Source organism: Bifidobacterium catenulatum DSM 16992 = JCM 1194 = LMG 11043 (genome assembly GCF_001025195.1).
Lineage (GTDB): Bacteria > Actinomycetota > Actinomycetes > Actinomycetales > Bifidobacteriaceae > Bifidobacterium > Bifidobacterium catenulatum.
In genome coordinates this window covers 1,347,879-1,367,958 of record NZ_AP012325.1, presented here as the reverse complement: position 1 = coordinate 1,367,958, position 20,080 = coordinate 1,347,879, and the positions used below count along the sequence as shown (strand labels likewise).

Below are 20,080 nucleotides of genomic sequence, written 5' to 3'. Positions count from 1 at the left end.
TATGTGATTGCCTATGTTATTTGGCGAGTTGTGTGGTAGCGGGGGAGGCGAGTGTTGGCCTTGTGCGTCGAATGCGTCCAAAAGTGAGGCCAAGACAGATAAAAGTCACTTCGAACAGTGCCACCAAGCCAATGGATGATGCCCATAGTCCGATATTCACGCCGGTGGATGCTGCGGTGCCAATGCCGAACACCTGATCGATTGACGTGCAGAACCACCATCCAGGCAACAGCTTACCGATGGTGATCATGGGATCCGGCATCATGTCCACAGGAAATGCCATGCCGGAGGTGAACATGACCAGCAGAGCGAACACGTTGACGAAGCCATTCGTCGCCATTTCGTTGAAGCCTGCCGATCCCAGCAGAAAGCCGCATGCGATCGCCATGAACGTGTAAGTCAGCAGCGACACGAATGACAGTCCGACATTCATGATGGTGAGCCCGTCAAGGGAGACTCTGGCCAACATCATCAGCAGGAACGTCACCGCAGTGTAGGCCACGCATACCAGCAGGCCGAACGCTCCGCATGTCAACATTTGCTGCGCTTCCAACGATACCGTGCGTGCGGGCGACGAGTAGAGTCTGCGCCTGATCTCACTGTCGTTGAACGTGCTGACCACCAAGAACGTGCATACCGGCATGACCAGCAGCAGCGGATACAGGCCGGTTTTGATCGTGCTCGCGAATACCGGCGAACCCAGCGTGGCTGTGTTTTCATCTTTGGAAGACGAAGGCACCACGGCGATATGCGATTGTTTCGTATCGTCGTTGGCAACATTCAACACCGTTGTCATGGCGGTGCCGAGTTCACGTTGCGATTGCGGCAGACCAAGATAGGAGGTACGCGTCAAAGAAAGGAATTCGTTGACTTCCAGCTGAGCCAGGGATCCAGCCCCGGAAGCATAGCTGACCACAGTATCGATGGTTGGCTGCGTATCCGTGCAGCCGTCCGCGTACTGTAAATACTGTTCGGCGAAACCTTCTGGTACGATCGCGATCAAATCAACATAATTCGATGCGACAGCCTGCTGCAATGATACGGAATCGTCGTCAATGTCGACTATCTCACCATCCAAGGCAAGATAGGAACGCAACGATTCCGTCACATGCTCAGCGTTATTATCACGGTCGATCACTGCGATGCGGGCTGGTTTCGGCTCATACGTCGATGCTCCGGCAGCTGAGGAGCCTCGCATGATCTGCCAGCTGAGGGAGAACATCATTGTGCCGATCAGCACCAAGTAGATGATCACATACAATTTGCGCGCCTTGAGAATGCGCATCGCGGCTTTACAGGTGTTCATAACGCTGCCTCCTCAGCAGAACGGTCGTCACAGCAAGCCAGACCAAGCTCATTGCAGCCAGCACGCCCACCGTGGTGAGGAACGGCTGGAAACTGTCGTAATACAGAATGTCGTAGAACAGGTTCGTTACCTGCTGTGCCGGATTTAATGTGCTTAATATGGGCGCGTGCTGCGCTATCTGATCGCTCAGATCCATGGCGAACGAACCATACAAACCGGAAAACAGTGAAAGGATGCAAGCCAGGGCCGTACACAATCCCTGCTTGGCACCTGTGGGAATACCCGGCAATGCGCCGATTAACGTGCCAAACGCGCTCGTGGCGAACGATGCCATCAAACATGCGCACAAACCTGCCCATTCACGGCCGCCAAGGGAGATCTGACAGCCGAAACGGATGTACAGCATGGCCATAGTCAGACTCAGGAACGAGCAGATCCAACTGGAAAGGAAACCGGCGAGCAACTGCTGCAATTTCGGCAGGGGAGCGACGGAACGTCGGATGCCAAGCGCCGAAAGATTCGCCTGCGCCATCGACACCGCATTCACGGCGAAACTCATGGCCATCATCGCAGCCATGCCAAGCAGCGCGTAATAGTAGCGTGCGGTGCTGCTCGGTTTGAAATTCGTCAACTGGATTTCTTTCGTGAACCCGCTTGACGATCCGATACTGCCGGTGAATGCGTCGTCCAGCAAAGCCGACGGATTATGCTGCGCGGTATTGACCACCACGTTGGTGTTGCGATTGTACAAGTCCACGATATTGCCCAATACTGTCAGGGAAATGTCCAAACTGCCGCTTGATGCCATCACATCCGTGACGGACGATTGCATGGCCTGCGAAATGGCCAACTGCAGTTTCCCTTCGCCGTCGACTGATAGCGCGCCTTGCGCCTTCCCATCGGAAAGCAGCTGATTCGCGGCCTGCACTGAGCTGGTTTTCGTGGCCGTGATGAGCTTCGGCATGGCACCATCATCACTATCGGCCTTTTCATAATCGCCGTTGGCGTCGGACGAAATGCCGTCAACTAACGTTTGCGCGCCAGGGGAGGCACGCCAATCGTCATTATCGACCACGACGACATCGATCGTGCGCAATTCGTAACTTTCTGCGATATTGCCGAACATGCCGTTGAACATGGTCGCCAGAATGATGGGAAAAGCGAACAGCCAGAATAGTTGCGACTTTTCCCTGAAATGAAGTTTCAGATTGACCAGCAGTGTCTGCAGCATAATGACAGACCTTTCAGATTATGGTTTCCATTAGTCGCGCAACGCGGTGCCGGTCAGCTCGAGGAACACGTCGTTCAGCGTCGGTTGCCGGGAGGAAAGATGTCCGATATTCGTGCCGTTGGTTTTCAGCAACGTCAGTACGTCAAGAAGATTGTGATCGCCTCTGCGGCAACGCACCGTCAATTCGTGACCGTCATAATCGGCGCCGACCACACATGGCAGCGCTCTCAGCTCTTCCAACGTCTTCCTTGTGCCGGGCTCATCGTGAGTACCGCCCAAGTCATCGGTTTCCACGTTGATACGTTCGCCGGTGTCAATCATCGTCTTCAACTCGTCGGCAGTGCCTAATGCCAGATGCCTGCCGTGGTCCATGATGAGGATGCGGTCGCAGATCTGTTCGACCTCCTCCATGTAGTGGCTCGTGTAAATCACCGTCGCGCCTTCGCGGTTAAGCCGCTGAATGCCTTCCAGAATCGCATTGCGGCTTTGCGGGTCGACGGCAACGGTCGGCTCGTCGAAGAAAATCAGATCCGGCTTATGCGCCACACCGCATGCGATGTTCAATCGGCGAAGCAAACCTCCCGACAGTTTCGACGGACGGAACTTGCGGTAATCGCGCAAGCCCACGAAATCCAGCGCATCCTCAACCATCGCATGGCGACGAGCCCTGTCGGGAACATACAATGAGCAGAAATAATCGATATTCTCCTCAACAGTCAGCTCGTTGAACACGGCAACATTCTGAGGCACAATGCCAATGCGACGTTTCAGCGCATAACTGGTCGGGCCTATCGGTTCGCCGAACACGCGCACCGTGCCCTCATCGAACGTGAGCAACGCGAGAATGCAATTGATCGCAGTGGTCTTGCCTGAACCATTCGGGCCAAGCAAACCGAAAATCTCATCTTCACGCACGTCAAGGTCGAAATAGTCAAGCGCAAGCATATCTCCATACCGTTTGACCAGCTTCGACACCTTGACCGCGCTGCCGAAACGCTCATCAGTGACGCGTTCCATATGCCCGTTCATAGCAACTCCTTACCTCACATGTTCCACCGACGATGGCGGTCGTTGTTCGATGATGATTCCATTCTCTCCGATGGCCAATGGCAAACCCACGCAAGCGGCCAACGGACACCGGCCTCAGCGTGTGCGCAGACGATAGGTCTTCCACACGTCGCTGAGCTTTTGGCCGTTCGACGTGCGTTTCCATACGGTCAATCCCGCCGAACTGCCGCCGACGGCGCGTGCGGCCGCGGTCGGCGTGGAATATTCGTTGCCGTCATCCATGCGCAGCTTGCCTTCCGCGGTGACGGTCGCCACCCAACGTTCGCCCTTGCGAGGCCGATCCCACACCAGCGTCTCGCCGGGAATAAGCAGACCTGCCTCAAGCACCTGCGCGATGGACACACGTTTGGACGTCGGCGAGGTGGACGTATCCTTAACGCTCAACGATTCCTCGCTGAGCGTGGACAGATCATTGCGTTCGGCATCATAGCGGATATTCCAATAGTCGGCGATCAGACGAACGGTCTCATCCTGTCGATACTGCAAGGTTTGGGGCGTGCAGTCCGCGATGTCGGCCAGCTCCGCGGTGAGTGGGAATCGTTTGGAACTCGGAGACAGCAGCATGCGGTCACGACGGTCCTCATAAGAGACCAATTCTGCAATCTGCTTGTCGTTGGCTTGGCTGAGCGCAAGATTGCCGATGCGGTTGGCCCAATGGTCGCGCGTCGCTTCAGGCCATGTGGCGAACGATGAATCGGAAACTACCTGCTCCGGCATGATCGGCAAAGCATTGAGGCTACGTGGACGGATGATACGATGCCCGGCCCGCTGCTCGTTGGCACGTACCAGCAGCAGTTTCCTCATGGCGGGACTGGTCTGCAACTCGCCACGCAGGTGGGCGAGCGCGCTGCGACGGTCTTCGTCGGTGATGAGCAGTCCTCGGATTTGTTGGATGGTGTGGTTTTTGTCGAGGTCGCGGATGGTGCTGGCTGAGCGTGTGCGGCGGCTGAGTGGGGTTTGTCTGTTGAGACTATCTACGCCGGTTGCGCGTTCCAGGGCCACGAGTACGTCGTGGAGTCGTTCGAGGTCGTGCAGCTGTGGTTCTTCGAGGTCTTTTTTCGAGGTGCGTGTGGCTGTTGGCGCGTGTGTGCCTGGAGTGGAGAATATGCGTGTGCCGGGGTTGCCGAGGTTGCGGATGGAGTTGACGAGCGCCCACATGGCCACCGGTTTCCAGTCGGTGGTCTGATAGTCGTTGAGTGCGACGAGTTGGCCGATGATGTCATCTGGCAGGTTGGCGTCGGTCGGGTGGTCGATGATGCGCCAGGCGTTAGCGTAGGGGGCTAGCAGATCGTCGATGAAGGAGATGACGTTCTGTTTCTTGGCGTATGGTTTGAGCACGTCTTTGTGGAATTCCTCAAGCAGTTGCGTGCAGACGGCTTTATGCGAGATGATGAGGTGGATGTCGCTGAAGAACGCTTCAAGTGTTTGTGCGTCATCGCCGAGCGGGTCCATGATGTCGTCCCAGCGGGAGGCGTAGGCGTTGCGTGCGGCTGGGGAGATTTCCGCGATGGTTCTTGCTTTGAATACGTCGGATGCGGTGAGGGGTACTCCGCGCATGTTCATGACGTCGAAGATGCGGTGCGCGCCGGCGAGGTCATCGGTGGTTACGATGACGAGGGTGACTTCGTTGACGAGATATGAGGCAAATGCGCGGCGGTCTTGGGTTGGCATTTTCGCGAGTTCGTCGAATACTTGTCTGGTGTTGATGGCGATGTTGCGTTGCGCGTGCGATTCGATGTCGTTGTCGCGCAGGTCGAACAGTCCCTCCAGATCACCTTCCTGTACGTACATGCGGAAGAAATTGGTGTCGCGTTCGCGTAATTTGAGGCGTGGCTCGGCTTTGATGCCGCGTAGTTTGTCTCCTGGTTCGACGATGAGGTCGTTGAGGCTTTCGATGAGTTCGGGGTCGTCTTCCAGTTCGCGCAGTACGGAAATGATGATGGAAAGTGAGATGAGGCGTTGTTGTCCGTCGATGACCTGGTATTTGGTTTGCCCATCACAGACGAGGATTAGCGATCCGAGGAAATACGGTGTGCCTGGATTGTGACATGCATCCTGCAGATCGGTGACCAGTTGCGCGATGTTTTCCGTTTGCCAGGTGTACGCGCGTTGGAATGATGGGATGACGAATCGGTAATCCGAAGTGAAAATCTTGCCTAATGGTTTTTCCGTTGCGTTGATTGACATGGCGTTCCCCTCGTTGCGTTGCTCTGTGTTCAAGTGTACGAGTGTGTGATGTCATAGTCGTGGCGGCAGGTCGGCGCGCTCGGTTTGGTGCTGAGCTTCATTTCGATCCCAGTCTTTCGCGTTCGGCGCACTCCCCGTGTCGAATGCGAAACCTATGCAGGCTTTGAAGAAAATACGAGATTAAGCCAATATTCATGAAATCGTCAGGAAAATGCCGTATCGTGATGCGCAATCGAGCAAAAAAGGAGCGATTATGGCATTCGGTCAGCAGCCCCAGGGCAACAACGCCCAGAATAACGGCTTCAACAATCAATACCAGTACAACCAACAGTACAACCAGTACAATGCGCAGCCGCAATATGCCTACGCGCCCAACGGTACCGCCGCAGTCAACGTGCAGGCCAGCTATTCCTACGAGCAGGCCGAACGCAGTTCCGTCAACAGCGCATACACGCACATGACTCTCGGTTTGATCGTCACCGCCGTGGTCGCCATTATCACCCAAATGAGCGGCGCGTACCTGGCACTCATCCAAACCACGGGCATCATCGGCATCTTCGCCCCCGCCATCATTGAAATCGTGCTTGCCATATACCTTGGCGCGCGCATCCATAAGATGAAGGTCTCCACCGCATACGTCATGTTCTACGTGTATGCGGCGCTCATGGGCTTCACCCTTAGCACCATCTTCATGGCCTACGATCTTGGTACCATCGGCATTTCCCTCGCATTGTGTGCCGGCTTCTTCTTCGCGCTTACCATGCTCGGACGCACCACCAAGATCAATATGCTCAAGGCCGGCCCCATCCTTTTCGTCGGCCTCATCATGCTTATCTTCGCCGAAGTGATTCTCATGATCTTCGCTCCCGGCAACACCACCCTCATGATCGTCTCCGCCATCGGCCTCCTGCTTTTCGCTGGTATGACCGTCTACGACGCCCAAGCCACCCGCGCCATGCTTGAACAGTATTCCGCCCAAGGACCCGAAATGATCAAGAAGGTTTCCATCCTTTGCGCGCTGAATCTGTATTTGGATTTCGTGAACATGTTCATGTATATTCTCCAGCTCCTTGGCAATCGCGACTGAAATCCAAATGACGGAGCGTTCCCGGCATTGCTCCTCAGTCGACGTAACGGATAAAGCCTGACCAGAATGTGGTCAGGCTTTATCCGTTGGTAAAAGACATGCTTTACGGTGGGTGATCATGCAAAGAAAAGAGATTGGCGGAATGGCGTGCCTCGTACTGGCGGCCCTCATTTGGGGATTCGCATTCGTGTCGCAAGTGCAAGGCATGGACTCCACAACACCGCTGTTCTTCGGAGCTACCCGATTCACCCTTGGGTCCATCTCGTTGATACCGTTGCTTTGGTTTCGCCGCAACACCATAGCGGAACAAGAGCGTAAACGCCGTGAAACCCAAGGAAAACCGTCCATCACCCTCGGCAACGGCGCAATCGTTGCCATGCCGAAATGGACCGGCAATCCCATCGTGGTCAGCATCACCTGCGGAATCGTGCTTTTCACCGCAAGTACCGTCCAACAATACGGCATTCTTTACTCTGGGTCGGCGGGACGATCCGGCTTCATCACCGCGCTATACATCGTTATGACTCCGCTGCTTGCCTTCGTCATACTGCGTCGACGAGTGCACCTCAGCGTCATCATCAGCGTCGCCATCTCCGTTATCGGCTTCTACCTACTGTGCGTCACCGATGGATTCGGATCTATCACCCTGGCGGACATGGTGCTGCTGTTCACCGCGGTCCTCTTCGCAGGGCATATCCTCGTCATAGACACCTTCGGGCGAGGCATGGACCCCATCCTGCTTTCATTCGGGCAGATCACCACCACCGCGATTCTCAGCTGGATTGGCTCTATCATCGAAGGATCCATCGACTGGGCCGGTGCCGCGCAAAGCTGGATCGCCATCGTCTATACGGGCGTCTGCTCCGCTGGCGTAGCCTATACGCTTCAGGTTATAGGGCAACGACTTGTGCCTCCGACCAGAGCGTCCGTGATCATGTCGCTCGAATCGTTCTTCTCCGCGGTCGGCGGCGCACTCCTGCTTGGCGAGATCATGACCACCCGAGCCTACATCGGCTGCGCGCTCATCTTCGCGGGCACCATACTCGCCCAGCTGCCCATCGATCAGCTTCTGCACGCGGTCAAATGCAGGCAGGTGGACGTCAATCGGCCTTAGGAGCCTCGCCAACCTGAGGCGCGCCATTAATGTCGCGGTGGATGTTTTGCATCTGCGTTTCGATATTCTGCAGACTCCTCGCGCAATCAAGCAGCGTTTGCGAATGCTCCGACAGCTTTGTGTCAGGCAGATCCGTCTTATAGCGCAGCGCGTGCTCCAAACTCGCCCAATAATCCATGGCGATAGTGCGGAACTGCACTTCCACAGGCGTGTAATGCGGTCCGGAAGACAGAAAAACAGGTACCGCGTAAATCACATGCAGCGAACGGTAACCATTCTGCTTCGGATTCTTGATGTAATCCTTCACGCGCAACACCTGAATATCGTTCTGGGCAGACAGATAATTCGATACTGAATACACGTCATCGCGATAATTGCAGATCACACGAATGCCGGCCACGTCAAACAGATTGTCTTTGACCGACTCCACCGTCAGCGGCAGCTCCTTACGTTTCAACTTGCCGAGAATGGAATTGACGGACTTCAACCTGCGTTCCATATGATGGATGGGGTTATGGGAGAAACGCACTTGGAATTCGGAATCAAGAATCTCCAACTTGGTGCTAATCTCATACATCGCACCTTCGTACACCTGCATTTGATCGATGAATTCGGTGATCTGATCGGATGGCAACGGACCGTCGTCGAAACTTACCGATTTCAATCGCGCCTGCAGTTCACTGGTATTGATGCGGCTTTGTCTATCAAGTATCACGGTTCCATAGTGTACCCAAAAGGGGCATGGAAAACTGAAAAAGCGCTGAAAAAACGTTATCCCTTCAATCTTTCAACATGCCACGCATAGTACGGCGCGTGCTGGGAATCCCTGCCGATAGCATGGAACATTATGAACGAAGACATGATGACCGAGGCGGAGCGCGCCTCGAAACTTGCGGAACCCACCACGGGAGACACCGCCACGCGAGGCAAAGGCGTGTTCTATGTGCACACCCTCGGATGCCAGATGAACGTGCACGATTCCGAACGTATCTCAGGCGTGCTTGAAGCGGACGGCTACGTGCCCGCCACCGAAGAGCAATACCTTGACCATGACGTGGATCTCATCGTCATGAACACGTGCGCGGTGCGAGAAAACGCGGCGGAGCGCATGTACGGCACCATCGGCCTGTGGGCCGAAAGGAAGCGCCAGCGCCCGAACCTGCAGATCGCCGTCGGCGGCTGTATGGCGCAGCTCGACCGTGAGAAAATCGCAAAAAAAGCGCCATGGGTCGACGCCGTGTTCGGCACGAAGAACATCGGTTCACTGCCGCAGCTGCTCGATCAGGCACGTATCGAAGGTCACGCCCAGGTCAAGGTCAAAGAGGAACTCAATTACTTCCCAAGCCAGCTTCCCACCGACCGTGCGTCGAAGGTTTCAAGCTGGGTGGCCATCTCCGTCGGATGCAACAACACCTGCACATTCTGCATCGTGCCTACCACCCGAGGCAAGGAACATGATCGTCGCCCGGGAGACATTCTTGCCGAAATCCGCCAGTGCGTGGACGAAGGAGCCAAGGAAGTCACGCTGCTCGGCCAGAACGTGAACTCGTTCGGTTACGGCATCGGCGACCGTTTCGCCTTCTCCAAGCTACTACGCGCATGCGGTGAGATCGAAGGATTGGAGCGCGTGCGATTCACTTCGCCGCATCCCGCCGCCTTCACCGACGACGTGATCGCAGCCATGGCCGAAACGCCCAATGTCATGCACCAGCTGCACTTCCCGCTGCAGTCCGGATCCGACCGAATCCTGCGCGCCATGCGCCGTTCGTATCGTTCCGCGAAGTTCCTTGACATTCTGCGCAAAATACGTGAGGCCATGCCGGATGCGCAGATCTCCACCGACATCATCGTCGGTTTCCCGGGTGAAACCGAAGAGGACTTCCAAGAAACCCTGCGCGTGGTGGAGGAGGCGAGATTCGCGTCCGCATTCACCTTCATCTATTCGCCGCGCCCAGGCACTCCGGCCGCTGAAATGGAGCAGGTGCCGCACGATGTGGTCCAAGACCGGTTCGAACGACTCGTGGCATTGCAGGAACGCATCACCGAAGAAAATCTCAAAACCTTCGAAGGCCGTGACGTCGAAGTGATGGTCACCGGCGCATCCGGCAAGAAGGACGCCGCGACCCATCGCGTCACCGGGCGCGAGAAAACCGGCGTGCTCGTGCACGTCGGTGTGCCCGAAGGCGAGCCGATGCCGCAGGTAGGCGATTTCGTGACCGCCACCATCACCCATGCGGGGCGCCACAACCTCATTGCCGATCCCGATCTGAAGGCGGGGCAGACCTATGCCGTTCGACACTGAGCAGACCTCTGAGAAAACAGGCGAAACAGGGGACGCCTATTCTGCCATGCAGCGTAAGGTCGTATCCATTGTCGGACCAACCGCATCCGGCAAAACCGGGTTGGGCATTGCCGTCGCCAAAGCGTTGGCGTGCAAAGGCGAACAGGCGGAAATCATCAACGCCGACGCATACCAGATGTATCGGGGCATGGATATCGGCACGGCCAAAGCGAGCCCGGAGGAGCAGGCGCAGGTCAGGCATCATCTCATCGATATAATCGAACCGGACGATGCCATGTCCGTGGCGCGGTTCCAAGAGCTCGCCCGCGAGAAAATAGCCGAACTACAGGCCAGGGGAGTGCGTCCGATCCTTGTTGGAGGTTCCGGCCTGTACGCACGGGCGGCCATCGACGACATCTCCTTCCCCGGCACCGACCCGCAAGTGCGCAAGGCGCTTGAGGAACGGGAGAAAGCCGAAGGCGCGGGCGCGCTGTTCGACGAGCTGAAGGTTAAGGATCCCGAAGCGGCGGCGCGCATGGATCCGCACAATCCGAGACGAACCATCCGCGCGCTGGAAGTCATCGAAGTGACGGGACGCCCCTATTCGGCAAGCCTTCCGCACTATCGGTACGTCATTCCCACCGTGCAAATCGGTCTCGATCTGTCCCGTGAGGAACTGGACCGTCGTATCGACATTCGCACCAAGCAGATGCTTGAAGGCGGATTCATCGAAGAAGTGGAGCACATACGCCCCAAACTGGGCATCACCGCGGCCAAAGCGCTCGGTTACCAGCAGGTCGTCGACTATTTGGACGGGTTGCGTGACCTGAACGACACGTTCATGGACATCGCGCAGAAAACGAAGCGTCTGGCACGTAAACAGATGGGATGGTTCGGTCGCGATCCGCGCATCCACTGGCTCCAAGCGCTCAATCCGGCGCTGCTGGACAATGCGATGGCCATCATCGAACATGCCGATGCAGGTGCCTATGACGCCATAGACGCGCAGGCGGACGCCTACACCCAGCATCATCTCGGAGACCTCGCCTGAAATGAAAACCCCGCTGCCGTATTCGTCGAAACTTTCCGCCTTATCCACGGTCTTCTCCGGCTTGGCACCCAGCTTGACGGTGACGATCTTGGCGGAATCCAATCAGTGAAATTGCGTGTTCACCTAAGTTAGAAGATGTGTGCGATTCGAGGAAATGTCATGTCATGGCGCATCCCATGGGTAAAATCATGACCGTTATGGCACGAACAGCATCTTCCAACACGAAATCCAGCGGCAAAAGGTCCGCGGGCAAAGCCCGTTCCGGCGAGACCAAGGTCATGGACACGGTCGAACCATCGCCAGTGATGGGCGTCTTGACCAAGTACAGGCGTGACATCGCATGTTTTGTTCTGGTGATTCTCGCGGTACTGTTCTGTGCTTCGGAATGGTTCCGGGTGCAAGGTGCGTTCGGTCAGGTGCTCCATGCCATGGCCTCCGGACTGTTTGGCCTGATGAGCGTCATTCTGCCGGTTTTCCTAATGCTAGTGGTGTTCAGCCTTATGCATAAGACCCAGCGCAAAAGCGACAATGCGCGTATGGCTACGGGATGGTTCATGATCTTGTGGTCCATCTGTTCCATACTTGACGCGGCGCTTGCGTCTGACATCCAAGGTTTCGATATGGCGTTGCTGCAGAAAGCGGGAGGATTGCTCGGCTACGTGCTTGGTTGCCCGTTGGCATGGGGGCTTTCCAAAGCGTTCGCCATCGTTATTTTCGTGGTCGTCATTCTGTTTTCGCTGTTGATGATCACCCATACGCGGGTTGATGAGATTCCCGACAAGGTATGCTCGTTGATGTCCCGTTTTGGTTTCAGTGCAAATAAGGCGGACGATGACGAGACCGAGCAATTCCCGAATGAGGTGCGCATCGGAGATGCCACGCTGTCCTTTGCCGAGGGAGTGCCGGCGCATGATGGGACCGACAATGCGGCAGCCGAAGAGAAGAAGCCGATGCTGCTTTCTCGCTTAAGGCAGTTGATATCATCAAAAACCAAGAAGCAGGGCGCTCAAGACGGACTCGAATACTATGACGGCGATGAGGCGTTTCGCAATGCCGCCGAACGACATGGCGAAACGGCGGAAACCATGCTTGACGAACCATATCAGAGCGTTTCGCAGCCGCGCAGCATTTCATCCAGTGAACATTCCGCTCAGGATTCTGGCGGAACCGTCGTCATGCCTCAGATGCCTGTGGCGCGTTCCCTTTCGTCAGACCCGATCGGAACGGCAAGCGGCACCATGCCGCAAATTCCAGAAACCGTCCCCGCGATGGTTGGAGCGGTACCATCTAGTGAAATCAAGTCAGTCGGCGTGGCCGCGGACGATCCGTGGGCGGTCATCGATGAGAACGGCACATCCAACGGAACGCAGGTTATGGTCGATGCGGCGACCAACGAGGTCGTAAACGATCTGAATGGCGGCTTGAGCGAAGAAGGCGTTTCCGATGAATCCGACGGGATTCCGGAAGGTCCATACCATCTACCTGACCTCGGCATGCTGAAGCAAGGTGCGCCGCACGCCGTGCACACGCCGGAGAACGATCGTGTGATTCGCGCGCTTACGGTCACCTTCCAGCAATTCAATGTCGATGCCAAAGTCATCGGCTTTCTGCGAGGCCCATCCGTGACCATGTACGAGGTGGAGCTTGGTCCTGGCGTGAAAGTGGAGAAGGTTACCAATCTGCAGAAAAACATTGCCTACGCGGTGGCCAGCTCCGACGTGCGCATCCTGTCGGTGATCGAAGGCAAGTCCGCCATCGGCATCGAAATACCGAACGCCGACCGTGAAACCGTGGTGCTTGGCGACGTGCTTCGCTCGGACAAGGCAAGGAATGATCCGAACCCGATGCTCACAGGCGTGGGTAAGGATGTGGAAGGCCATTTTGTAACGGCTGACCTTACCAAGATGCCGCATCTTTTGGTGGCAGGCGCCACCGGTTCCGGCAAGTCCAGTTTCATCAACTCCATGCTGACATCTGTGATCATGAGGGCGACGCCTGACCAAGTACGCATGATCATGGTTGATCCGAAACGAGTGGAACTGTCGGCATACGCGGGTATCCCGCATCTACTCACGCCGATCATCACCGATCCGAAGAAGGCCGCGCAGGCGCTTGAATGGGTGGTCAAGGAGATGGATGCTCGCTACGGCGATCTTGAATTCTTCGGATTCCGCCACATCAAGGATTTCAATGCGGCCGTGCGTGCGGGCAAAGTGCATGCGCCGGCCGGGTCGAAAAGGAAGGTTGCCCCATATCCGTACATCCTGGTGGTCGTCGACGAGATGGCCGATCTTATGATGGTGGCCAAGAATGATGTGGAAAGCTCCATTCAGCGCATCACGCAGCTGGCGCGAGCGGCAGGTGTGCATCTGGTGCTTGCCACCCAGCGTCCGTCGGTTGATGTGGTCACCGGTCTGATCAAGGCGAATATTCCTTCACGACTTGCTTTTGCGACCTCGTCCGCCACGGATTCTCGAGTCATCCTCGACTCCACCGGAGCGGAAACCCTGATCGGGCAGGGCGATGCGCTGTTCCTGCCGATGGGACAGGCCAAACCGTTGCGTGTGCAGGGTGCATGGGTCGACGAATCGGAAATTCGTCGTGCGGTGGAGTTCGTGCGCACCCAACGTAAGCCGCATTACCGTGAGGATATCGAGGAAATGGCTAAGGAAGCCGACAAGAAGGCCATCGAACCGGATGAAGATATCGGCGGCGATATGGACGTGCTGTTGCAGGCGGCGGAACTGGTGGTCACATCGCAGTTCGGCTCGACGTCCATGTTGCAGCGCAAGCTGCGCGTCGGGTTCGCCAAGGCGGGACGTCTCATGGATCTGCTGGAGTCGCGTGGCGTCGTGGGGCCGTCCGAAGGGTCCAAGGCGCGCGAGGTGTTGGTGCAGCCCCAGGACCTTCCGCAGGTGCTCGCCTTCATCAAGGGCGAGACCTCGTCGCTGAATTCGGGAGCTTCTTCGACAGCGGATTCCGAAGTGGCGATGTGACTGGGGAACGCTCCGTATGAAACACAAATTGGTCAGCAAGTAGAAGTGTCAGGGTAACGTGAACGGTATGGAAAAGCAAGAAGAACGCAAATCATCGTTGCTTGACGGTTGGAACGCGCCGCCGAACCTTGTCACCTTCTCTCGTATCATCTTGGTCATCGTGTTTTTGGCGCTGTACGCCAAAGCCGGCGCGTGGGGCATGGACAACGTCACCATGCGTTGGGTTGCCGCGGTCATTTTCATCATCGCGGCCTGCACCGATAAGCTTGACGGTTGGATGGCCCGCAAATACAACCAGGTCACGGAACTTGGCAAGCTGATGGACCCGATTGCCGACAAACTGCTCACCTGCGGCACACTGATGGTTGCCGCCATCTTCAACGAATTCGTCAATCCGGTGCTGGGCTGGGTCGTAACCGCCCTGTTCCTGATTCGTGAGATCGGCATCACCGTCATGCGCTTCTTTGTGATCGACACGGGCGGCAAGGTCATCGCCGCGTCCCAGGCGGGCAAGTACAAGACGCTCTGCCAGTGCATCGGTCTGGCCATGTTGATGCTGCCTATGTGGAGCTTGACTCCGGAAGGGTTAGGCGACACCCCGATGTGGATGACCGTCTACTACATCATCACGTATGCGCTGATTTATCTTGCGCTGATTCTCTGCCTGTATTCCGGCGGCGAGTATCTGGTTAATACTTTCGGCGGTCGTAAGAAGCCCGCGGGCAAGACTGGAAAAGAAACCAAGTAGGGTATTCATGATTGAATCCTTGAACCAGACGGCTGCCGCCAACCAATCGCAATGCGATGAATTGGCTGCGGCCGTTCTTGCATATTGCGAGACCAATCGTTTCAAAATCGCGGCGGCCGAGTCGTTGACGGGAGGCTTGCTGGCCGATGCTTTCGTGCGTGTGCCGGGGGCATCGAAAGTGTTTCTTGGCTCCGCTGTGACATACGACATTCGTGCCAAGGCGTCGATTCTTGGTGTGGATGCCGAGCTGTTGCGCCGAGAGGGGGCTGTTCATCCCGAAGTGGCGCGCCAGATGGCTTTCGGAACGGCGAGGCTGTACCGGCAGCAGGAGGACGGCGATCGTGTCGTCGGATTGTCGACCACCGGTGTGGCAGGTCCTAGACCTGACGGAGACAAGCCTGCGGGACTTGCCTACGTCGGCTGTTCCCTACCAAGCGGGTTTGGATCTGTTCGCTCTAGGCGAACGGAGGCTTTCGAACTTCGCCTGCAGGGAGATAGGGAAAGCATACGGCGTGGCGTCGTGTATTGTATTCTGCAAAAACTGAGGGAGCTTTCAGCGGATTCACAGGAATAATCCACAAAGATGAGTGTTGACCATAGTGGACAGATACGCACGAAAAAGGGGCTGATGAATGGAAATGATGACACTCACCAAAGAACAGCGGGAACTCAAGGCTATGGCCCCTGCGACCGCGCAGGCTACCGGGGCTCGTGTCAGGGAGCTCACGCCGGCTCAGAGGCGCGCGGTGATGTTCGCGCAGCAGCAGGTGCTCCGTGCGCGTGCGGCCAAGAAAGCCAAGGACGAGCGTCAGGCCGCGTTGACGCGAATGTGGCAGGAAGAGGACTCCGAGCGTGTGCGCGCGCATGCCGTGCAGCATGCTCCAGAGCAGTCTGATGAGGCCAAGGAGGTTTCGTTGCGCGAAGCCATCGGCCATGTGCTGCGTGACCTGCGCACGCGAGACCACAAGACGCTTCGCGAGGTCAGCGAAAAGGCCGGTGTGTCGCTGGGATACCTTTCCGAAGTGGAACGCGGGCAGAAGGAAGCCAGTTCCGAACTGCTGTCGTCCATCGCGCAGTCTTTGGGGCTGTCCACAGCCCAGATGCTTCGCATGGTGGCTGACTATCTTGATTCCGTGACTGCCTGATTCGTGAAATATGGCATGATGACGCCCGGCGATTGTTCGCCGGGCGTTTCTCTTTTCTCATATAAATCAAGTCTGTGTACACTGGGGCGCGTGCAGGAACGTGAATTTTGGCAGCTGCTTGAGGAAGTGCTCGGACGCAGCTACGGTCGATCGTTGGCGCGTGATCAGGTGCTTGATCGCCTTGGCGGTATGACGGTGGTCGACGCGCTTAGTGCAGGTGAGGAGCCTCGAGTGGTGTGGAATGTGCTCTGCGACCAGATGGGTATCCCGGATTCCCAACGTTGGGGCAAAGATCATAACGCGCCTCCCATGCCGGTTCGTTGAGCCTTTTTCGAACACAACACACCTCTTCGAACAGATGTTCGCATATTGGGATATAGTTATCCACAGACAACAACCTAAACGGGCTGTCTCCAAATTCTTCAGGTCGCGTGAGAACGTTGATTTTCCAAGGAATGTTGGTTTATGGCTCGTTGGATCGCACGTCTTCCGACCACAGCGGTCGTTGGATTTGCAAGAACGAATGCTGTGGCCTTACGGTGAAGCCACCATTCGTCATAGTCGGCAAAAGGAGTAGTCATGGCACAGACGAGCACGGTAAAGGGAGCCGCACAGAACAAGTCCGCGAACGGCATCGACCCGCGTCGTCAGGCCGCGCTCGATACGGCGCTTGCGCAGGTCGAGAAGAGTTTCGGCAAAGGGTCGGCCATGCGATTAGGCGATCGTCCCGAGCAGGATGTCGAGGTGATTCCAACCGGATCACTAGCGTTGGATATGGCATTGGGCATCGGAGGTTTGCCGAAGGGCCGTATTGTGGAGATCTATGGCCCGGAATCCTCCGGCAAGACCACGCTGGCGCTGCATGTGGTGGCCAATGCCCAGAAAAGCGGTGGGGTCGCCGCGTTCATCGATGCGGAGCATGCGCTTGATCCTGTCTATGCGCGCAAGCTTGGCGTCGACACGGATTCGCTGATCGTCTCCCAGCCCGATAACGGCGAACAGGCGCTGGAGATCGCGGATATGCTGATTCGTTCCGGTGCGCTTGACGTGATTGTCATCGATTCCGTGGCGGCATTGGTGCCGAAGGCCGAAATCGAAGGTGAAATGGGCGACAGCCACGTCGGTTTGCAGGCGCGACTGATGAGCCAGGCATTGCGTAAGATGACTGGCGCTTTGGCTCAGGCAGGCACCACGGCCATCTTCATCAACCAGCTCCGTGAGAAGATCGGCGTATTCTTTGGCAATCCGGAAACGACCACCGGTGGCAAGGCGTTGAAGTTCTACTCGTCCGTCCGCATGGATATTCGTCGCATCCAGACCATCAAGAACGGCGATGAGGCTGTGGGCAACCGTACCAAGGTCAAGGTCGTCAAGAACAAGATGGCTCCACCGTTCAAGACTGCTGAGTTCGACGTGCTGTACGGCGAGGGGATTTCCAAAGAAGGATCTGTGCTTGACATGGCGTTGCAGGTCAATGTCGTGAAGAAGTCCGGATCGTGGTTCACGTATGATGGCGACCAACTGGGGCAGGGGCGTGAGAACGTGCGTCAGTTCCTCAAAGACAACCCGGAGCTCACTGAAGAGATCGAGAATAAGGTGAAAGCCGAATTTGGACTCATTGAACCTACCGACCAATTCGCCGAGGATGGTGACGATGTGTCGGCGAAGGATGTGAAAGGCGAGGAAAAGGCGAAAGCTGGTACTGCCAAGCCGGAAACGGCCAAGGGTGCGGCAAAGTCTTCCAAGCCTGCCGACAAGGCATGACATATGATCAGTGTCGAGCGATTTCTTGAACAGCAAGGCCTCCAGCCGGTATTGTCCGAGGCTGGGGGCTCTGCCCTTTCCTCTGGCAGGCGACTGCAGGACGGCCGAATCGAATCCGGCTGCGGACAGGTTTTGTGCAATGATGAGGAAGACACGCCGAAGCGTACGCGACACGCGCGACACGCAGGGCGTGTCGTGGCTGGCGTGTCGCGAACCCCTGACGATCCGAATGATCTGGATGCGTGCAGGGAGGCCGCCCTCCGGTTGCTTGATGCGGCACCGCGTCCGTCAGGTGCGATGAGAGAGCGACTCGTTGGCAAAGGGTACGCTCCTGAAGTAGTGGACGATGTGATTGCCAGGCTGATTAGGGTTCGTCTCATCGACGACGAGGCGTACGCTCAGTCCGCGGTGCGGTACTGCGCATCACGGCTGATGGGGTATAGGGGAGCGGTTATGGAGCTTAAACGAAAAGGTGTGAACCGCCAACTTGCGCGACATGTGTGCGATGAGGCCGAATCCCAAGGCGTGTTCGCCGAAGCTGCATGGGAGCTAGGACGTCGGACAGCAAGAAAAACTGCTGGGTTGGATGTCGAAGTGCGTAAAAGACGGTTCTGGAGTGCTGGTGGGCGGAAAGGCCATGATCCTGAAGTTCTGCGAGAAATCGCACAGGAATTGTTCGTCTGAAACGGCTGATTCGCGTAGTGGCTATGCGGTTTTCGGACACTGTTTCGCCACAGGGGTTGGTCGGTGTGGTAAGAGAGTGAGACCTCTTATACCCCGGGTTCTGTCGTGCCTCAGGCACGGATGGCCATCCATCTCGACCTGACGTTGCCGCCAGGCTCTAGCAGCCTACCCGAAGGCTTCGGGCGAGCAGCCCTCAAACGCCTTCTGCTTGGCCTTGCTCCCGATGAGGCTTGCCATGCGGCCGACTGTTACCAGCGGCCCGGTGGTCTCTTACACCGCCGTTTCACCCTTACCTATCGGTCGAAACCGATAGGCGGTCTGTTCTCTGCTGCGCTATCTCTCAGGTCGCCCTGGGCGGACGTTATCCGCCATCGTGCTCTATGGAGCCCGGAAGTTCCTCAACCGACGGATCGGTCGCGGCCATCAAGAGGTCTCAAACTCACTATGATAGCAAGAAAACGGACGAAAGGAAAATCAAAAAAACTTTATTTTTCTTGCATCAACTTTTCAGTGAAATCACAATGTTGCGGCTACAATGATGACTACCGAACAGCGAAGCAGCTGTTTGGTCCGTATATAGCGGGTAACACCGCTTGAGTCTAGGGAGGTCCACATGGAAATCGTCGTTACCGGACGTCATACGCAGATCAAGCAAAGGTTCCGTGACGTTGTCGAAAGCAAGATGAATCGTGTGACCGCTATCGCCCCGGATGCGCAGCGTGTTCAGATTGTGCTGTCGCATGAGGGCAATCCGCGTCAGGCCGATACTGCCAAGCGCGTTGAGATCACTGTCATCGCAGGTCGTACCGTGGTGCGTGCCGAGGCTTCGAGCGCCGACGAGTTCAGCGCCTTGGACATGGCTCTCGACAAGCTGACCCTCCGTCTGCGTCGCACCCGTGATCGTCGCAAGGATCATCGTCGTGGCTACAGCGATCCGGTCCCGGTCGATCTTGGCGTCGTCGAGCCGACTCCGGAAGTCGAGGAGCCGGTCGAAGAGCCGAATAACAGCCCGGCCGATGCTGTCGCCGCTGAGCTGGGTCCGGGCGAGTCCGTCGAGGTCCAGGTAGGCGACACTCCGATTGTCATCCGTCGCAAGCTGCATATCGCGGAGCCGATGACCATCGATGAGGCGCTGTATGAGATGGAGCTGATCGGACATGACTTCTTCCTGTTCGTGAACAAGGAGACCGGTCGTCCGTCCGTCGTCTACCATCGTCACGGTTGGAGCTATGGCGTCTTCGAGATCGACACCCCGGAGAATGTGGCGAAGTAAGACATGCAACGTGGTTGGATAGGGAGATAATCTGACCGAATGGGGCCCGCACAGTGTATGTGCGGGCCTCTTTTTCATGACTGCAGACGGTATGCCGAATGGTAGAAAGCCGCAACACGCTGAAAGTTACGTAAAATGGACGGTG

Annotated in this window: 17 protein-coding genes and 1 other RNA gene; 12 read left to right on the top strand and 6 right to left on the bottom strand. The window is 56.6% G+C overall.

The window, feature by feature from the left end; translation table 11 throughout:
* Positions 1-16: 16 nt before the first annotated feature.
* The 4 genes from BBCT_RS05850 to BBCT_RS05835 form a co-directional block, all read right to left on the bottom strand.
* Positions 17-1,306, bottom strand: coding sequence for an ABC transporter permease (locus tag BBCT_RS05850; RefSeq protein ID WP_003834394.1), 1,290 nt, complete (start codon positions 1,304-1,306; stop codon positions 17-19).
* A complete protein-coding gene (locus tag BBCT_RS05845) occupies positions 1,293-2,537 on the bottom strand; it encodes an ABC transporter permease (RefSeq protein WP_003834395.1) in 1,245 nt (414 codons plus the stop codon). Before BBCT_RS05845 ends, BBCT_RS05850 begins: the two co-directional genes overlap by 14 nt.
* A 30-nt stretch (positions 2,538-2,567) precedes the next feature.
* On the bottom strand, positions 2,568-3,566 hold the full coding sequence (locus BBCT_RS05840; protein WP_003834397.1) for an ABC transporter ATP-binding protein: 999 nt from the start codon (positions 3,564-3,566) through the stop codon (positions 2,568-2,570).
* A 114-nt stretch (positions 3,567-3,680) separates the two neighbouring features.
* Positions 3,681-5,792, bottom strand: a complete 2,112-nt coding sequence (locus tag BBCT_RS05835; protein ID WP_033513103.1) for a GmrSD restriction endonuclease domain-containing protein — start codon at positions 5,790-5,792, stop codon at positions 3,681-3,683.
* A gap of 253 nt (positions 5,793-6,045) precedes the next feature.
* Between BBCT_RS05835 and BBCT_RS05830 the strand changes: the two genes are divergently transcribed.
* Together BBCT_RS05830 and BBCT_RS05825 are read left to right on the top strand one after the other, a co-directional pair.
* A complete protein-coding gene (locus BBCT_RS05830; RefSeq protein WP_033513101.1) occupies positions 6,046-6,879 on the top strand; it encodes a Bax inhibitor-1/YccA family protein in 834 nt (277 codons plus the stop codon).
* A gap of 118 nt (positions 6,880-6,997) precedes the next feature.
* On the top strand, positions 6,998-7,993 hold the full coding sequence (locus BBCT_RS05825) for a DMT family transporter (RefSeq protein ID WP_003834401.1): 996 nt from the start codon (positions 6,998-7,000) through the stop codon (positions 7,991-7,993).
* Here BBCT_RS05825 and BBCT_RS05820 read toward each other — a convergent pair.
* Positions 7,980-8,708 (bottom strand): GTP pyrophosphokinase, encoded by a 729-nt coding sequence (locus BBCT_RS05820; protein ID WP_003834402.1) that lies wholly within the window; start codon positions 8,706-8,708, stop codon positions 7,980-7,982. The two genes, BBCT_RS05825 and BBCT_RS05820, sit on opposite strands and share 14 nt — an antisense overlap.
* Before the next feature lie 132 nt (positions 8,709-8,840).
* Between BBCT_RS05820 and miaB the strand changes: the two genes are divergently transcribed.
* From miaB to BBCT_RS05775, 9 genes are all read left to right on the top strand, one after another.
* Positions 8,841-10,295 carry a tRNA (N6-isopentenyl adenosine(37)-C2)-methylthiotransferase MiaB gene (gene miaB, locus BBCT_RS05815; RefSeq protein ID WP_003834403.1) on the top strand — a complete coding sequence of 485 codons (1,455 nt, stop codon included), beginning with the start codon at positions 8,841-8,843 and terminating at the stop codon, positions 10,293-10,295.
* A 46-nt stretch (positions 10,296-10,341) separates the two neighbouring features.
* Positions 10,342-11,325, top strand: a complete 984-nt coding sequence (miaA, locus tag BBCT_RS05810; protein ID WP_033513116.1) for a tRNA (adenosine(37)-N6)-dimethylallyltransferase MiaA — start codon at positions 10,342-10,344, stop codon at positions 11,323-11,325.
* Positions 11,326-11,522: 197 nt separating this feature from the next.
* The gene (locus BBCT_RS05805; protein WP_033513114.1) at positions 11,523-14,321 is read left to right on the top strand and encodes an FtsK/SpoIIIE family DNA translocase; all 2,799 of its coding nucleotides are present in this window, start codon (positions 11,523-11,525) and stop codon (positions 14,319-14,321) included.
* A 67-nt stretch (positions 14,322-14,388) separates the two neighbouring features.
* Positions 14,389-15,069 (top strand): CDP-diacylglycerol--glycerol-3-phosphate 3-phosphatidyltransferase, encoded by a 681-nt coding sequence (gene pgsA, locus BBCT_RS05800; RefSeq protein ID WP_047750652.1) that lies wholly within the window; start codon positions 14,389-14,391, stop codon positions 15,067-15,069.
* Positions 15,070-15,076: 7 nt separating this feature from the next.
* Positions 15,077-15,643: a CinA family protein gene (locus tag BBCT_RS05795; RefSeq protein ID WP_003834407.1), complete on the top strand. Its 567-nt coding sequence runs from the start codon at positions 15,077-15,079 to the stop codon at positions 15,641-15,643.
* Between the two features lie 58 nt (positions 15,644-15,701).
* Positions 15,702-16,214 carry a helix-turn-helix domain-containing protein gene (locus tag BBCT_RS05790; protein WP_003834408.1) on the top strand — a complete coding sequence of 171 codons (513 nt, stop codon included), beginning with the start codon at positions 15,702-15,704 and terminating at the stop codon, positions 16,212-16,214.
* Between the two features lie 90 nt (positions 16,215-16,304).
* Positions 16,305-16,538: a DUF3046 domain-containing protein gene (locus BBCT_RS05785; protein WP_034248537.1), complete on the top strand. Its 234-nt coding sequence runs from the start codon at positions 16,305-16,307 to the stop codon at positions 16,536-16,538.
* Positions 16,539-16,793: 255 nt separating this feature from the next.
* The gene (recA, locus tag BBCT_RS05780) at positions 16,794-17,978 is read left to right on the top strand and encodes a recombinase RecA (protein WP_003834411.1); all 1,185 of its coding nucleotides are present in this window, start codon (positions 16,794-16,796) and stop codon (positions 17,976-17,978) included.
* A gap of 3 nt (positions 17,979-17,981) precedes the next feature.
* Complete coding sequence (locus BBCT_RS05775) at positions 17,982-18,662, top strand: regulatory protein RecX (protein ID WP_003834413.1); 681 nt, start codon at positions 17,982-17,984, stop codon at positions 18,660-18,662.
* 73 nt (positions 18,663-18,735) lie between these two features.
* Here BBCT_RS05775 and rnpB read toward each other — a convergent pair.
* Positions 18,736-19,098: RNase P RNA component class A (gene rnpB / locus BBCT_RS08695), an RNA gene on the bottom strand.
* Between the two features lie 177 nt (positions 19,099-19,275).
* Here rnpB and hpf point away from each other — a divergent pair.
* Positions 19,276-19,935 (top strand): ribosome hibernation-promoting factor, HPF/YfiA family, encoded by a 660-nt coding sequence (gene hpf, locus BBCT_RS05770; RefSeq protein WP_003834414.1) that lies wholly within the window; start codon positions 19,276-19,278, stop codon positions 19,933-19,935.
* Positions 19,936-20,080 lie beyond the last annotated feature (145 nt).

Bases quoted from the DNA above. Each gene is read 5' to 3' on its own strand.
- BBCT_RS05835 (WP_033513103.1), bottom strand. From the start codon at position 5,792: ATGTCAATCAACGCAACGGAAAAACCATTAGGCAAGATTTTCACTTCG.
- miaB (WP_003834403.1), top strand. From the start codon at position 8,841: ATGAACGAAGACATGATGACCGAGGCGGAGCGCGCCTCGAAACTTGCG.
- BBCT_RS05845 (WP_003834395.1), bottom strand. From the start codon at position 2,537: ATGCTGCAGACACTGCTGGTCAATCTGAAACTTCATTTCAGGGAAAAG.
- BBCT_RS05790 (WP_003834408.1), top strand. From the start codon at position 15,702: ATGGAAATGATGACACTCACCAAAGAACAGCGGGAACTCAAGGCTATG.
- BBCT_RS05825 (WP_003834401.1), top strand. From the start codon at position 6,998: ATGCAAAGAAAAGAGATTGGCGGAATGGCGTGCCTCGTACTGGCGGCC.
- pgsA (WP_047750652.1), top strand. From the start codon at position 14,389: ATGGAAAAGCAAGAAGAACGCAAATCATCGTTGCTTGACGGTTGGAAC.
- BBCT_RS05840 (WP_003834397.1), bottom strand. From the start codon at position 3,566: ATGAACGGGCATATGGAACGCGTCACTGATGAGCGTTTCGGCAGCGCG.
- BBCT_RS05850 (WP_003834394.1), bottom strand. From the start codon at position 1,306: ATGAACACCTGTAAAGCCGCGATGCGCATTCTCAAGGCGCGCAAATTG.
- BBCT_RS05805 (WP_033513114.1), top strand. From the start codon at position 11,523: ATGGCACGAACAGCATCTTCCAACACGAAATCCAGCGGCAAAAGGTCC.
- miaA (WP_033513116.1), top strand. From the start codon at position 10,342: ATGCAGCGTAAGGTCGTATCCATTGTCGGACCAACCGCATCCGGCAAA.
- recA (WP_003834411.1), top strand. From the start codon at position 16,794: ATGGCACAGACGAGCACGGTAAAGGGAGCCGCACAGAACAAGTCCGCG.
- BBCT_RS05795 (WP_003834407.1), top strand. From the start codon at position 15,077: ATGATTGAATCCTTGAACCAGACGGCTGCCGCCAACCAATCGCAATGC.
- BBCT_RS05830 (WP_033513101.1), top strand. From the start codon at position 6,046: ATGGCATTCGGTCAGCAGCCCCAGGGCAACAACGCCCAGAATAACGGC.
- BBCT_RS05775 (WP_003834413.1), top strand. From the start codon at position 17,982: ATGATCAGTGTCGAGCGATTTCTTGAACAGCAAGGCCTCCAGCCGGTA.
- hpf (WP_003834414.1), top strand. From the start codon at position 19,276: ATGGAAATCGTCGTTACCGGACGTCATACGCAGATCAAGCAAAGGTTC.